Origin of the sequence: Parabacteroides sp. 52 (assembly GCF_010500925.1) — a bacterium.
Taxonomy (GTDB): Bacteria; Bacteroidota; Bacteroidia; order Bacteroidales; family Tannerellaceae; genus QVMG01.
Genome location: NZ_QVMG01000001.1, coordinates 293119 through 309611 on the forward strand (window position 1 = coordinate 293119; position 16493 = coordinate 309611).

8 protein-coding genes and 2 pseudogenes are annotated in these 16493 nt (G+C 43.5%); 7 read left to right on the forward strand and 3 right to left on the reverse strand.

Going from position 1 to position 16493, the window contains the following annotated elements:
• Positions 1-18 precede the first annotated feature (18 nt).
• The 5 genes and pseudogenes from D0T51_RS01210 (at position 19) to D0T51_RS01230 (ending at position 6552) form a co-directional block, all read left to right on the forward strand.
• Positions 19-1347, forward strand: coding sequence for an MFS transporter (locus D0T51_RS01210; protein WP_163724077.1), 1329 nt, complete (start codon positions 19-21; stop codon positions 1345-1347).
• A pseudogene (locus D0T51_RS01215) lies at positions 1344-2360 on the forward strand (glycoside hydrolase family 18 protein); the annotation flags it as partial. The gene D0T51_RS01210 and the pseudogene D0T51_RS01215, both read left to right, overlap by 4 nt.
• A gap of 19 nt (positions 2361-2379) precedes the next feature.
• Entirely contained in the window at positions 2380-4866 is a 2487-nt protein-coding gene (locus D0T51_RS01220) for a glycoside hydrolase family 9 protein (RefSeq protein WP_163724080.1), read from the forward strand.
• A 133-nt stretch (positions 4867-4999) separates the two neighbouring features.
• Positions 5000-5704 (forward strand): annotated as a pseudogene (locus D0T51_RS01225) (ThuA domain-containing protein); the annotation flags it as partial.
• A 32-nt stretch (positions 5705-5736) separates the two neighbouring features.
• Positions 5737-6552 carry a ThuA domain-containing protein gene (locus D0T51_RS01230; protein WP_163724085.1) on the forward strand — a complete coding sequence of 272 codons (816 nt, stop codon included), beginning with the start codon at positions 5737-5739 and terminating at the stop codon, positions 6550-6552.
• A 115-nt stretch (positions 6553-6667) separates the two neighbouring features.
• On the opposite strand, the gene D0T51_RS01235 is transcribed toward D0T51_RS01230, so the two are convergent.
• Positions 6668-8782 carry a glycoside hydrolase family 2 protein gene (locus D0T51_RS01235; RefSeq protein ID WP_163724087.1) on the reverse strand — a complete coding sequence of 705 codons (2115 nt, stop codon included), beginning with the start codon at positions 8780-8782 and terminating at the stop codon, positions 6668-6670.
• Positions 8783-8898: 116 nt separating this feature from the next.
• On the opposite strand from D0T51_RS01235, the gene D0T51_RS01240 reads away from it, so the two are divergent.
• The gene (locus D0T51_RS01240) at positions 8899-12918 is read left to right on the forward strand and encodes a hybrid sensor histidine kinase/response regulator transcription factor (RefSeq protein WP_163724089.1); all 4020 of its coding nucleotides are present in this window, start codon (positions 8899-8901) and stop codon (positions 12916-12918) included.
• A 152-nt stretch (positions 12919-13070) separates the two neighbouring features.
• On the opposite strand, the gene dnaJ is transcribed toward D0T51_RS01240, so the two are convergent.
• Positions 13071-14228, reverse strand: coding sequence for a molecular chaperone DnaJ (gene dnaJ, locus D0T51_RS01245; protein ID WP_163724091.1), 1158 nt, complete (start codon positions 14226-14228; stop codon positions 13071-13073).
• 29 nt (positions 14229-14257) lie between these two features.
• Positions 14258-14842, reverse strand: coding sequence for a nucleotide exchange factor GrpE (locus D0T51_RS01250; RefSeq protein ID WP_163724093.1), 585 nt, complete (start codon positions 14840-14842; stop codon positions 14258-14260).
• Between the two features lie 221 nt (positions 14843-15063).
• Between D0T51_RS01250 and D0T51_RS01255 the strand changes: the two genes are divergently transcribed.
• Positions 15064-16491 carry a DUF4136 domain-containing protein gene (locus tag D0T51_RS01255; protein ID WP_163724094.1) on the forward strand — a complete coding sequence of 476 codons (1428 nt, stop codon included), beginning with the start codon at positions 15064-15066 and terminating at the stop codon, positions 16489-16491.
• Positions 16492-16493: the final 2 nt, after the last annotated feature.

Here is a 16493-nt window from a genome sequence, read left to right on the forward strand (position 1 = left end):
TTATACGAACAAAGTACCATGACACAACAAGAGAAACAAATAAGTTATATAGGCCCTTTTATCACCATGGTCTTCCTCTTTTTCATTGTCGGTTTCCTGACAACAGCCAACACACAGTTTCAAGCACCCCTAAAGGAAGCATTCCTTACCGGGGTAGGTGATTTAAAAAATACTTTCGCTACCCTGATCACTTTCTCCTGGTTCCTGGCTTATCCACTTTGTGGAAAGGTAGGTTCTACCTGGACCTCACATTATGGATATAAAGGAACCCTCATACGTTCCCTTTTTATTATGATACTGGGACTGGGATTCTTTTTCTTTTCTTCCTGGTTCACGATTCGTTTTCCGCAGGCAAACCTGCATATAGGAACCCATATCGTTCCTATCGGATTTTTTATTTTCCTGTTGGGTTCCTTTGTTGTAGGGGCTTCCGCAACGATTTTACAGGTTGTGATTAACCCTTATCTGACTGCCTGTTTCGTGAAAGGGACACAACCAATTCAACGTATGGCGATCGGAGGATCGGCAAACTCTATCGGAACAACGATCGCCCCTTTCTTTGTTACAGGCATTGTATTTGGAGGTTTAGCCATGGAAGAGGTACAAGTGAACCAACTGATGCTCCCTTTCCTGGCTTTAATGGTTATCATTGCCATTATCGTACTCACTCTGATGAAACTATCTCTTCCGGATATACAAGGGACAAAAGCGGAAGAAGGGGAAAAGCTGGAAAAGAGTGTATGGTCATTCCGCCACCTTACGTTAGGAGTCATCGCTATATTCTTCTATGTAGGTGTAGAGGTGTGTATTGGTGCCAACATCAACCTCTATGCGATTGAACAAGAGTCCTTAAACGGTCCCTTCTCTTTCTGCGGTAACAGTTCATTCACTTTGTTTGGCATCCACTTTGCGATCCCGGCACTGATGGCCACTTTGTACTGGGGCGGAATGCTTATCGGCAGGTTGGTCGGCAGCTCTCTACGTACCGTTCCTGCCCGCGTACAATTAATCGTAACAACCATATCAGCCACTGTATTGACCTTATTAGCCATCGGTTTAAACAATCCCTGGTTATTAACGGCAGTCGGTCTGTTTCATTCGATTATGTGGGGAGCCATCTTTACCCTGTCGGTAGCCCGGTTGGGTAAATACACCTCCGTAGCATCCGGTGTATTCATGATCGGTGTTGTTGGTGGTGCTATCCTTCCTTTATTACAGGGAGTGCTTGCCGACACAATGGGTGGATGGCGTTGGTCCTGGTTTATTGTGATCTTTGGGGAATTATTTATGTTATACTACGCATTAATCGGTTCAAAAGTGTATCAATCAGCTGAAACAGAAATATGAGAACTCTAAAAACAATTCTGATACCCATTCTGATACTACTTACCGGAATAGGTTGCAATACAAAAAAAGGAAATCCCTATCGGGAAGAAAAGAAGAAAGTAGTAATTGCTTATGTTACTTCCTGGAGTAATACAATTCCTGATCCGACTTATATAACGCATATTAATTATGCATTCGGCCATGTAAACGATTCTTTTGATGGTGTACGCATAAGCAATGAGGAACGTCTAAAACAAATTACGGCTTTAAAAAGAGAAACTCCATCTTTGAAAGTCCTCTTATCTATCGGTGGATGGGGAAGCGGCCGTTTCTGTGAGATGGCAGCTGATGAAACACACAGAAGAAGCTTTGCCGCAGATTGCAAACGGGTAATCCATGAATTTGACCTGGATGGCATTGATATCGATTGGGAATATCCTACCTCTTCCATGGCTAATATATCTTCTTCACCGGAGGATACACAAAACTATACACTGTTAATGAGAGATATACGCGCAGCTATCGGTAAAGAGATGTTATTGACACAAGCCACTGTGGCAAGTGCCCAATACATAGACTTCAAAGCGATCGATCCATATATAGACTTTACCAATATAATGGCTTATGACATGGCTTCTTCTCCCAAACATCACGCAGCGTTGTATCGTTCGGAAAATGCGGGGGGAATTACTTCAGATGAAGCAGTAAAAGCGCATTTGGCAGCCGGAGTGCCTCCTCAAAAGCTGGTACTTGGAATGCCTTTCTACGGACGGGCCGATGAGAGTCTTTCTCATTTTACCGATTACAAAAAAATTGAAAAGCTGACAGGATATACCCGGAAATGGGATGATACGGCTCAGGTTCCATACCTGACAAATGACCAAGGGTTATTCGTTTGCGGATATGACGACCCTCAGTCATTGGCTATCAAATGCCAGTACATCCTGGATAACGGACTATTGGGAGCCATGTATTGGGATTATGACGGAGATAACGAAGCCGGAAACTTGCGCCAAACCGTTTACAACAGCCTGAATAAATAATCAATGACTCATGCAGATACTTATAAAAAGACATACCATTGTATACATTATCCTGACGCTTCTTGCAAGTGAGACAACTGCCTTTTCCCAAACGCGGATAACACCCGATGAAACATTGGAAAAGGCAATCATACAAACAGGACTTATCCATAGCCCATTACCGATCGACGACTCCCGGTCATTCGAAGCCAACGGACTGAAAAAGAAGATACTGTATAGTAAACCATTGAATGAATGGAAAGACCTTACAATGTGGAAACATGCAGGAATAGGTGAAATGACGACTTCGATGAAACACACGGTTTCCGGACAAGGTAGTTTGAAACTATCCTACCCAACCTCCACCGGTAAAAGGGCAGAAGGAAGTCCTTCCGATCCCGACTATGCCACTTATGGAAACTCTCGTATCAATCTGGATATAAAAGGAGAAAATTGGGAAAAGTACAACCGTATACTCTTTGATATATACCCCGATTGCGACGGGGCCCGTGTCGTCAATCTGAATCTGTCTTTTGAGAACGAAGATACCCCGAAAAGACCAGGAACCAACCGCAAGTCTGGTTCCCATCTGATAAACCTGGTGAATAAACAATGGAACCGCTGTTTCCTTGACCTCGATGAGTATCAACGGGATAAGGTTTCACGGATCGGCTTTAGCGTTTCTTTGAAAGGGAAAGACAGGACTACGGGAGATTCGGCGATCTATTATATCGATAAAATCGAATTGCAGCAGATAGAAGACCCCGAAATTGTAAGTGGGTGGATGCCGGGCATTAACAAAATTGTTTATTCCTCTACCGGTTATATGTTGCATGACCGCAAGACTGCGATTGTCCATATGGATAAAAAGAAACACAACAACCTTTTCCAACTCATTGACACCCAAAAGAACCACCCTGTACTTCATGGTCGGATCACCCATGAAAAGACCACTCTCGGTGAATTTGATGTATTAGACTTCTCCTCCTTCAATCAACCGGGTTATTATCTACTGAAAGTAGGAGACGTGACCACTCCCTCTTTCCGCATCGGAGAACACCTTTGGCAGAATTCGCTTTGGAGAGTACTGAATTTCATATTCTGCCAACGTTGCGGTTATCCCGTGCCAGGCAAACATGGGAGTTGCCATACCGACTTATGTTCCGAACATAACGGAAAAAAGATTTCCTACGCAGGCGGTTGGCATGATGCTGGTGACCTGTCTCAACAAACACTTCAGACCGGTGATGTCACGTATGCCCTATTGGAAGCATACAATAAACTGAAATACAAAAACGAACTCTTGGCAGCGCGTCTGTTGGAAGAAGCCGAATGGGGATTGGAGTTTATCCTGAAAAACCGTTATGGGGATGGATATCGTGCCAGCAGTGTCGGGCTTCTTATCTGGCAGGATGGCGTATTTAACACCTTGGATGATATCTCTTCCGTACGTGTGCAAAACCTGGCATTCAACAACTTCCTGTATGCTGGTTATGAAGCCTATGCTGCGCTTTCGATCGACCGGGATCCGATGTTACAGGAACATCTCCAACGGGTAGCTAAAGAAGATTTTGCCTTTGCCATGAAAAGACACGAAGAGGTCGGATACGGAGAATTTATTCATTTCTATGAACATGGATATAATACGTCCGAAAGTCAATACATGGCAACTATTTCCTGGGCGGCAAGCATGCTCTATAAATTGACAAAAGAACCGCAGTATGCCCGGTTAGCCACAGAATATATTCAATTCACCCTGGACTGTCAACGGAAAGAACCGCTGGAAGATACAAACAAAACAAAAGGCTTCTTCTACCGGGATAAATCAAAAAAGTCAATTGTTCATTATATTCATCAATCCAGGGAACAAGTATATATGCAGGCAATGACATTGCTTTGTGAAACCCAACCACAGCATCCGGATTATACCCTGTGGGTCGAATCGATCCGTCTCTATGGAGGCTATCTGAAAGGATTGATGCCATATACTGCACCCTACGGTATGTTGTCCAGCGGTGTCTATCATATCGACGAAGCCCAGGACTCTGTTAGTTTCTACCGTTTACATCTCTTCCCTCCGAAAAATGCCAAAGAGTTGTACGGAGAACAAATCAGAAAAGGCGTACAATTAGATAAAGAACATTATATGAAACGTTTCCCTGTCTGGTTCAGCATCTTCAACGGAAACACAGCCGTGCATCTCTCCACAGGAAAAGCCGCCGCCCTATGCGGTCACTTCCTTCAGGATGAAGAATTGCTTCGCATAGGACGGGAGCAACTCTATTGGACAGTAGGTAAAAACCCTTTCGGACAATCTCTCATTTACGGAGAAGGACATAATTATCCCCAGCAAGACAACTTCTCCTCTGGTGAAGCTGTCGGTGAAATGCCGGTAGGTATCCGTTCCTTGCATAATGAAGATATCCCCTATTGGCCACAAACCAATAATGCCTGCTACAAAGAAGTATGGGTTACCTCAGCAGGCAAATGGATTACTTTAGCTATAGAATATGAATAAACCGAATTATAAACATTTCTATTATTTTTACACCCTTATGAAAAAGACAGGTAGCTTATTCGTGCTTATAGCACTCATCGTATGCAGTTGCAGTATGAAAACCGCTTCTCAAAAAGAGGAGAAAGCCACAACAGTAGGCAAAGAAAACAAACCATTCAATGTCTTGGTACTGACAGAACGCGGTGGTCAACACGGAGGTTTTACCGATGCCGCCCTGCAATGGCTGGAACAAGAAAAAGAAACGCAAGATTTTATTTTCACAGAGATCAACAATACCCAACCGATCAATGCAGCATATCTTTCTCAATACAACCTGATCATCCAACTGGATTTCCCTCCATATACCTGGACTCAGGAGGCAGAAAATGCGTTTATGCAATATATCGATAATGGATTAGGAGGCTGGGTAGGTTTTCACCATGCGACCCTGCTCGGGGAATTCGACGGATATCCTATGTGGGAATGGTTTTCTGAATTTATGGGAGGTATCCGTTTCCAAAATTATATCGCACCTCTGGCTGACGGCACTGTTAAGGTTGAGGATAAAGAACATCCGGTGATGAAAGGCGTAAACGAATCATTCGTCATACCTGATGACGAATGGTATACCTTTGACAAAAACCCGCGCCCGAACGTACAGGTATTAGCTTCTGTGGATGAATCTACCTATCAACCGACATCGGATATAAAAATGGGAGATCACCCGGTGGTTTGGGTGAATAAGAAAAAAAAAGCACGGAACGTCTATTTTCTGATCGGCCATAGCAATAAGCTTTTCGATACCCCGGAGTTCACGACCATGTTCAGAAACGCTATCCAATGGGGAGCCGGTAAATAATTCATATCTATTAATAATATATCTTTATACACATGAAAAATAAAACATTCACTTTCGTCTCTCTTTTCCTTTTCAGCCTTCTTTTTTCTGCACAGGCACAGATACCGGAAGGATATCCGGCTAATTACGCCAACGGTCCGCGGTTCAAGGCACTTGTTTATTATACACATCATGCCGAAGAAGCACATGTGGACTTTGCCAAACAAGGAGTTGAGTTCTTCAAAAAACTAAATTACGGAAAAGGGTTTATCCTGGATATCACGATGGATCTTTCCGAATATCCCTATGAAAAATTGAAAGAATATAATATCGTCGTTATGCTCAATGGCTATCCCTCTTCCCAAACAGAACGGGAAACGTTCCAGAAATATATGGAAAACGGCGGAGGATGGATGGGTTTCCATGTAGCTGCCTATAACGATAAAAACGCCCAATGGCCCTGGTTCCTTGATTTCTTAGGAGGCGGTGTATTCTATTGTAACAACTGGCCCCCTCAACCGGTCAAATTGGTTGTGGACAATACCTCGCATCCCATCACGAAAAACCTGCCGGTCTCTTTCATTGCCCCGGATAGCGAATGGTACCAATGGAATCCCAGCCCGAGAGAGAATAAAGATGTAGAAGTCTTACTTTCCATTTCTCCGGACAATTATCCTTTAGGGATAAAGGATGTTGTCAATTTCGGAGACTTCCCTGTCGTATGGACCCATAAGAAATACCGGATGATCTACCTGAATATGGGGCATGGGGATGAAGAATTTACCGATGCTACACAGAAGTTATTATTTATAAATGCCTTCCGTTGGGTAGTAAGTAAAAGTCCTCAAGGAGATCCGTTTAAGAAATAAATTATTCCCCTTCAGTTATAAAAAGAGGATGTCTCCCATGTTCGTTATAAATAGAACATGGGAGACATCTTTTTTTTCTTTTATTGAACGATTGGAGAAATAGTTTCTTTTCTCTTTAGAATCCGTAATGTTCTCCCCGGATACTATAGGTATCGGTTTCCCGTTTCTTTTCTCCCGTATATTTCCATTCGATCCTATCTTCATAGGTCTTTCCCTCTTTGACGACAACCGCTCTCAAGGTATTGGTACCCTGTGCAAGAGTCACTTCATCAAATACATAATGTACATCGGTATAACCTTTACGCACACCGGTTAACTCTTTCTCATTCAAATACACTTTCGGACTGCCTATATTGGAATAAACAGTAACCGACGTAATCTTCTTTTCCCTGTCCACATTGCGACGCTGCGTAAGGTATAAGACCGGATCTTCGCTCCAGTTGGCTTTGTACCAGAAATAAGAATCCTTTTTCACCTTCCGGTCGAAGGTAACCATGCCTTTCATATTCCGGGCTGGTACTCCCCCACGCGTCCATAATGGGGCACAGAAGTCAAACGTATTCCATAAATAGGAAGCAATGATATAGGGATGTTTGGCGATTACACTCCAATGATATTCATGGGTTTTTGTCTGAAAAGTCTCCGGATAAAACTCTTTTGTCCAATTCAGGGACTCCCCCATATACTCTGTCTGATGATTTAGGTTGGCATCGGCTCCATACTCTGTTAACATTAACTTCTGATGGGGATAATTCTTTTCCAGCCCTTCTACCCAAGGTTCTATATCCTGCAGTTTCTTTTCATACCAACCATAATAGCGGTTCATCCCTTGAATATCTGCCACTAAATTTACCGGGTGTTCCATATGTCCGTATCCATTGACCGAAACCGTATAACGATCCGGATCTTCTGTCTTAGCCAGGTCATGCAACGACTGTGTCAATTCGCGGGTATATACATGGGGGCGATACACCTCATTGTGTAATCCCCATACATAGATTGACGGGTGATTAAAGTTCTGACGAATCATCTCCCGCAATTGATTTCGTGCATTTTCCGCTTCCTGTCCGGTAACACGGTTCACAAAAGGAATCTCTGCCCAAATAATCAACCCCAGACTGTCGCAACGCGCATACAGATATTCGGATTGTTGGTAATGCGCAAAACGTACCGTTGTTGCTCCGATATCCATAATCGTTGCCAAATCGTGGTCATGGTGTTCATTCTGTAAGGCACTTCCCAGCCCCCACCAATCCTGATGCCGGCAGACACCATACATCGGATATTTCTCTCCATTCAGGTAGAAACCCTCTCCAGCTTTGATTTCATATTTCCTGATACCCAACGGTTGTACCACTTCGTCAATCACCTGACCGTTCTGTAACAGACGACTTACCACTTTATACAGATAAGGATTTTTACGTCCCTGCCAAAGGATTGGGTTCTGAAGGGTAAACGAAGACACCAACGACTGGCTTCCTTGCGGAGTCAAATCAAACGATTGCTTATGTGTTTTAATCAATTTGCCACGCTGGTCATAAATACTGTTTTGAAGTGTCAAAGGGGCAGGTTGCAGTGTGCCGTTGTCCAACTTCACTTTTACCTGTACCTCTGCTTGTTTACGCGATACATTCTTTTGTGTGATATACACCCCGGCGGAAGCATTATCTGTAACGGAGATGGTATAAGGTTCAGTTACAATCAACCACACCGGGCGGTATATGCCTCCATATACCCCAAAAAGACTGTGATTCACGGGTATAACATCCGGTCGCGATTTATTATCGGCTTTTACAATAATCTCATTTTCTTCTCCAGCTTTCAATACGTTACCAATCTCACAGGCAAAAGCCGAATAACCTCCTTTATGCTCCGTTACGAACTCACCGTTCACATATACTTCAGCACAGGCACCGACTCCTTCAAAACGAAGAAATACCCGCTTCCCCTTCATTGTTTCGGGAAAGAAATAATGCTTCCGATAATAAGCTATTCCTTCATAAAAAGAGGCGGCGGCCACTTGCATATCTTTTGCATTCCAGGTATGGGGCAAATCCACTTCCTGCCAACCCGTCTCCCAAGTACGTACCTGCTGAATCAATTCGTTGCCGGCAGGGGCTTTCTTGAAAGACCATCCGGAATTAAAGGATTCCACCACGCGCCCGTAGAGAGAAATCTGACCGGCAAGGGCTAAAAACAGAACGCCTAAAACTAAATTTCGTGTATTCATTGTATCTCATTTTATTTATAACAAAGGTAGGTTTTATGCTCTATCAGCCACAATTAAAATAATCTCAAAAGGAGGAAATATTATCTCATATCCTCCTTTATTGCTATATTTACAGCATGTTTAGATCTAATTTACTCTATTTACTTATACTTCTTTTGCCTTTTTCTGCGATCAAGGCTAATACCGACTTTTTCTTTTCTCATTTGGATGTCGAAGACGGTTTATCCCAGATTTCCGTATTGAAGATATTTCAGGATTCCGATGGATACCTCTGGTTTGCTACCCGCAACGGATTGAGTAAATACGACGGATATGAGTTTCAAATATACCGGAACGAATTAAACAATCCCCATTCACTGACCGACAGTTACATCAAAGACATTCAGGAAGACCGGAACAAAAACATATGGGCAGCCACACAAAACGGGCTTAGCTGTATCGAACACCTCGGACAGAGTATTCATCGTTTTTACCCCCGGCAGATCGATTCCCTGGCGACCTCCGACAATATCAACTTGCTTCTATCCCATACCGATGGGAATATTTACATGCTCCAGGGAACGACCCTCTTTCTCTGCCATCCGGATATAAGAGTAAGCCCGTATAAACACCTGGATCCTCCATCTTATTCGTTTCGATCGATTGCCCAGAATCCGGTGAGCGGGGATATCTACATCGGTACGGACAACAGCGGTTTATTGATTTATTCTTCCGACTGGGAACTGAAAAAACAACTCTCTGCCCGGGAATACCCTATGCTTCAAAGTCTGATTCACGTCCTTTTAGTAGACAAAAAAGGTCTCTGGATCGGTACGGATGAAGCCGGCATCTGTTACTTTGATTATGCCACCGGGGAAGTAACCAATTATAACAGCCAAAACTCCAATCTGGGCAACAACACCATACGTTCGATGACCTTCCTCAATGAAGACTCTGTACTTATCGGCACTTTCAGCGGTTTGAACATCCTCAACACCAAAGACCATAAAGTCTCAGCCCTTTCGGTCAACCTGCAGGGGCAAGGCAGCCTGAGTCATTACTCCATCCACAGCATGTTACTGGATAAAGACCAGACCCTGTGGATCGGAACCTACTCGGCTGGAATCAATTACCACAGCCCTTATTACAAACAAATCTCGTACATCATCCCACAGATGTACACCGGGATTATGGGCAAAGGCATACAGGATAAACAGGGACATTTATGGTTTGCCACCGAAGGAAGCGGGTTATTCTTTTATAATCCGCAAACCCACGAACAAAAGGTATATCCTCTCAAACCGTTGCATCATACAAACTACGAACGAAACATCCTGAAATATATCATGCTCTCGGATAATCCCGATGAAATACTTTGTACCACACACTTCGGATCAGTCTATTCCTTTTCCATATCCAGGGAAACCTATACCTTATTGTATGACTACAAAGAAAATGATATTTACACCTTATATATAGACCGTAAAAAACGGTTGTGGATACCGACGATAACAAATGCCCATACGGTGGTGGTTGAAAACGGAAAAAGAACCAACACCTTCCCTGTAAACGGGAAGATGGAAGGCCTGACACAAACAACCGTGATTCATGAAATCGAAGAGGATCTTTTCCTTTTAGGCGGATTATTCAATTCCTTTACACTTTATAACTGGAAAACGGGCACAAAAGAAAACCTGCTGGAACGCTTGCCTGCTTCCATACAGAAAGAACGTTTGGGCGCCATCACTTCGATACTGAGTGATCCTTCTTTTATATGGATATCGACTACGAAGTCGGGAGTACTTAAATTCAACCGGGATCTCCAGTTTATCAAACAATACCTGCCGGTTGACGGACTGACCGATTCTTATGTAACCTCCATGGTGATCGACCACAAAGGGGATATATGGGCTGCCACAGTGAAAGAGATCTTCCGCCACAACAGGCAATCAGACCAGTTTTTATCGGTCAAACAAACCGATATACCCCAACAGGAATTCACTATGTGTGCCGGCACCGTCTCTTCCGACGGTATCATTTATTTTCCGGCAAGCCGCGGCGTATTGGCTATCAATCCGGATAAGATGCAGGAAAACCCCAGCATTCCCCCACTCTATATCACCTCTATTATTACCAATAACAACGAAAATATTATTCATCAACTGAAGGAGTCGACGCAGAAGAATCACTTTTCCATCCGGTTGAAAGCTGGACAAAACCATCTGATGATCCGTTATGCCGCACTCAACTATATCCATTCGGCCGATAACCAGTATATGTTTCGTATAGAGGGTATCGATACCGACTGGCAGGCTGTGGGTGGCCGAAGAGAGGCCCATTACAACAACCTGCAACCCGGAACCTATACCTTCCGCGTCAAAGCGGCCAATAACGACGGCCGGTGGAACCCGGAAGAAACCACACTCACCATCACCGTCGCTCCCCCTATTTATAAAACCTGGTGGGCCTATACCTTATATATACTCATCGCCTTGACCCTTGCTTACCAAATCTACCGGTATCAGCATCGCAAACATGAACTGGAAAGGGATATCCGGTACCGACAGAAAGAACAGGAGCGCATGAAAGAGTTACACGATGAACGCCTGCGTATGTTTACCAATTTCGCACACGAACTTCGTACCCCATTGACTCTGATTATCAATCCGCTCGAAGAGGTGATGCAGAACGTTTCTTTTTCCCAGGAGATCAAGCAGGCCTTGAAGCGGATGAAGAAAAATACACAACGTATGTTGATGCTGGTTAATAACCTGATGGATATTCAAAAATATGAAGCCGGAGATTCTAAATTGCATAAAAAGACATTTGACTTCTCCGCATGCATCCAGGAAACCTTTCAATCCTTTATCCATATAGCGGAAAGAAGAAAAGTAAGTTTCACCCTTCAAAACGAGCTTCCCACCAACTATCTTGTGCGTTATGACGAGACCGAAATAGAAAAAGTATTTTTCAATCTGTTATCCAATGCTTTCAAGTTTACCCCTGCTCAGGGGCAGGTAACCCTTTGTATCAGACAGGCTACTCCTGGCGACAAGGAGAATAAAATAGAGGATAAACCAGCTATTTATATCGAAGTAAAAGATAGCGGCAAAGGATTCAGCCGGGAAGAGGGGATGAAAATTTTCGAACCTTTCTATCAGTTCAAAAAGGATGTTCACCAGGAGATTTCCGGTACCGGCATCGGGTTAAGCCTTACCCGCTCTATCGTTGAAATGCACCAGGGTGTGATTTGGGCAGAGAGTAATGAAATAGCCACACGTTTTATGATCCTATTACCGGATACGGAACAACAAGAAGAGATCCATAAACCGCAAACAGCCTTTACTGAAATCACACAAAAAACCCATATCTTACTCGAAGAAATAGAGGCACATAGAAAACAAACCTTGTTAATCGTTGACGATGATTCTGAAATCAGAGACTACCTGAAACAGGAATTGGAAAATGAATATAAAGTGATTTGTGCAACCAATGGTAGAGAAGCCTTGGAGATCGTTCACACAACGCAACCCAACTTAGTGATAACCGATGTCGTTATGCCGGAAATGAATGGAGTCGAATTATGCCGGCAAATAAAAAACACCGAGGAATATCGGTCTATTTCCGTCATTCTATTGACAGCCAAGTCGTCTGTCTCACAAATAGAAGAAGGATTGGATATCGGAGCAGACGACTATATCACCAAACCTTTTCAAATAACCATTCTAAAAGCCCGCATCCGCAACCTGCTCGCTGCCACCCGCCATAAAACGGTAACCAGTGATACCTCCCCTATTCTACACATTTTAGGTATCAATCCCGAAACGATGAAAGATGACTTTCTCAATCAATATATAGAGATCGTAAAAACCAATATCTCTAACCATGAACTCGACATCTCTTTTATTTACAACCAACTCGGTATGAGCCGGGCCAACTTCTACCGCAAAGTAAAAACACTGACCGGGCTTTCTCCTGTAGAACTTATCCGCAACATCCGCCTGGAAGTGGGGGCTCAACTTCTTCGTGAAACCAATTTGAACATATCCGAAGTAGCACAAAAAACAGGTTTTGCCAGTCGCTCTTACTTTGCCCGTAACTTCAAATCGGTGTACGGACTATCCCCCACCGCCTACCAGGAAAAAGAAAAAAAGTAATTTCTCAGTCAAAATGGCGGGAAAATAAAATTGCCGACAATCGTCGGCAATTGTGCTGATATATGTCGACACTTGTGCTGATATATGTCGGCACTTGTGTCGATATATATCGGCAATTTTATTTCCTCCCGAAAAGACTGCTTTTTTCAGGATCAATCAAACATATGACGGAATTTGCTGAATATCTTTTCTTTCATTGTCTTACTGGGTTGAAAGCTGGGTGAGTTCTCCCATCCTGTCATCGTTTCTTTTTCGGATGCGGATAATGTTTCAGGGATATACACGCTCACATTGACCAACAAATCTCCCGTACCATAACTATTGACCGAAGGAAGTCCTTTGTTGCGCAAACGAAGTACTTTACCCGGTTGCGTTCCCGGTTCGATCTTCAGTTTGGCTTTTCCATCGACAGTCGGCACTTCTACGGTGGTACCCAAAGTAGCCTGAGGCACACTCAACAGGAGATTGTACAAAAGGTCGTTCTCATCCCGAATCAACTCCGGATGTTGTTCCTCTTCTACCAGGATAAGCAGATCCCCATTGACTCCCCCGTGGCGGGCCGCATTTCCTTTGCCGCTCATGGACAATTGCATGCCTTCGGCCACCCCGGCTGGGATGTTGATTGTTATGATATCATCGTCTGTCACAATGCCTTCTCCGGCACAGACGGTGCACTTCTTGGTAATTACCTTACCCTCGCCATTACAGGTCGGACAGGCCGATTGCGTCTGCATCTGCCCCAGGATCGTATTGGCCACCCGGGTAACCACTCCGCTACCGTGACAGGTTTCACAGGTCTTTACGCTTTTATCATCTTCCGCTCCCGTACCGTGGCAATGCGTACAGGAAACGGCTTTTTTAACCTTAATCTTCTTTTCTACTCCGTTGGCTATTTCTTTCAGATTCAACTTCACCTTCACCCGCAAATCCGAACCTCTGTTTACCCGGCGTCCGCCACGCGAACCACCGCCAAAACCACCGAATCCGCCAAAACCACCGAAATGGCCTCCAAAAATATCTCCAAACTGGGAGAAGATATCATCCATAGACATACCGCCTCCAAAACCACCTCCGGACGAAGCACCTCCGACACCGGCATGTCCGTACTGATCATACCGTTGTTTCTTTTGCGGGTCACTCAATATATCATAGGCCTCAGCAGCTTCTTTGAATTTCTCTTCAGCTTCTTTATTGCCCGGGTTCTTGTCCGGATGAAACTCGATCGCTTTTTTACGATACGCTTTTTTTATTTCTTCTACTGTTGCCGTTTTGGCGACACCCAGTACTTCGTAATAATCCCTTTTCGCCATCTTCGTATTTATTTTTCCTTGTTTTCAGCTTATTCGCCCACGACGACTTTTGCATGACGCAACACCTTGTCATTTAACATATAGCCTGTTTGCACACAATCCAGTACTTTACCTTTCAGGTTCTCTTCCGGTGCCGGGATGGTAGCGATTGCTTCGGATGTTTCCATATCAAACGGTTCACTGATGGTTTCTATCGATTTAACCCCTTGCTGAGACAGGAAAGAGAGAAATTTATTATAGATCAACTCCACCCCTTCCGCAACAGCTTTGACATCTTCCGCAGTTCGTATTGTTTGCATTGCCCGTTCAAAATCATCTATTACAGGCAGAAGACCTGCCAGTATATTCTCTCCTCCGCTCTTGATCAGATCGGCTTTTTCACGCAATGTACGTTTGCGGTAATTATCAAACTCAGCCATCAACCGCAGATGGGAGTCGTTCAGGTCGTTGTATTTCTTTTGCAAAGCTTCACTCTCATCCGTCACATTGTCAGCATTTTCTTCCTGAGCTGTCGGATTTGACTGTTCTTCCTGCAAATTTGTCGCTTCCTCCTGACACACCTCTTCGTTCGACGAAGCCTTTTCTCTTTCTTTATTCTGATTTACATCCTTCATAACTTATTTCTTTTTTTTATTACTTGCTAATTATAAGACAGATACAAGAAACTCCACCTACGTATCGTACGTATACGAGAGTCTCTACGATCTGTTCACACAGTATTATACCATCAAATATGCTGCCAAGTATTCATCTTAAATAAAAATATCTTTATCTTTGTCTTAATTAATTAAATAGGTACTTATCAAAGGACTGTCCATAAAAAGAATTGATTGTTATGAAAAAAATATTTACCGTTATCTTACTATTAAGTATATATATAAATGGGGGAGCACAAAACCGCAACAATATAATCTGTCGCTTGGGATTTACTTACGAAATCAGTCAAAATAATCATTGGGGAAAAGACAAATTGGTTATTAACAGTATATATCCCTATTCCTCGGCTGAATTAGCCGGACTAAAACCCTATGATGTCATCGAAGCGATTGATGGTATTGCGGTGACGGATGTGACGGAAGACGATGTCACCCAACTATTGAACCCGGCGGATAAGAACGAAGTACTCTTAACCGTTTACTCGATAGGCAGTAACGAAAAACAAGAAATAAAAGTCTACAAAGAGTGTAAAAAAGCAAATACAATCACGGAAGAACAGTTGGCCATCGCTTTTAATATGTACAGCCTGGAAACAACCAGTGAACGCCAGTTCATCTGTCCGTTTAGAACGACAACAACAGATGACAACATTGATTTTGGAGCCTTCAAAACATTTGCCTTCGCTCCCATCGATGCCAACAACCAGACATTAGAAACCACCATCAATGGCTATCTGCAAAAGGAACTGACACAAAAAGGTCTTTTGTTGGATACCCAAGCACCGGATATATTGGTTCAGACCTTTTATTACTTTGATAAAAACCCGAATTACAGAGGAGCAAACCAGGTGTTGGTAGAGAAAGAAGCTATCTTCCGGTACGATTTATCGTATAACCGGATGGAAAAACTGCCCTTCCTCAGTCCCCAGGCGGCAGAGTCGGAAGCGGCCTACTTCTTGCAATTGGGCATTCGATTGATTGACCAAAAATATATTTTCGACCGGGTATTATGGGAATGTGAAGCGAGTGAATTATTGGAGACGGCTTACCGCCTGGAAGATTATGCCCGTATCCATATCCCCCTGATGTGCATGCAATATCCTTATGTAAAATACACGAAGAATGTACCTTTTACCGTAAAAAAGAAAAGTTACAATTATACAGGTATTCAATACGATATCGACCGTCTGGAGCAGGTTGTTGAAGTCGATCGCAATTCCCCGGCATATGCGGCAGGGGTTCGCCCACAAGACATCGTGGAACGGATCGGGCGTCACCGGATGGACCGCTCAGCGGGAGCATTTACCAAATCATACAAACAGTTCATTTCCCACACCATGCAGTTCCGCGACCCGAAAACAATGTTTACCGACGCAAACGGGTTCAAACACTGTATGTTATGGGATACATTCAAGTATACACAAATAGCCGATGCCGTGCAACAGGCAGATTATCTGTCTGCTTTTTCTTATCTGTACAACTTTGCGCCTTATATAAACCCATCGGGAAACAATGTCTGTATCTTCCAGATAAAGAGAGGAAAAGAGAAAAAAGAAATTACGATTCGTCCCACTATCCGGGCGGAAGTAAATATTGAGATCAAATAAAA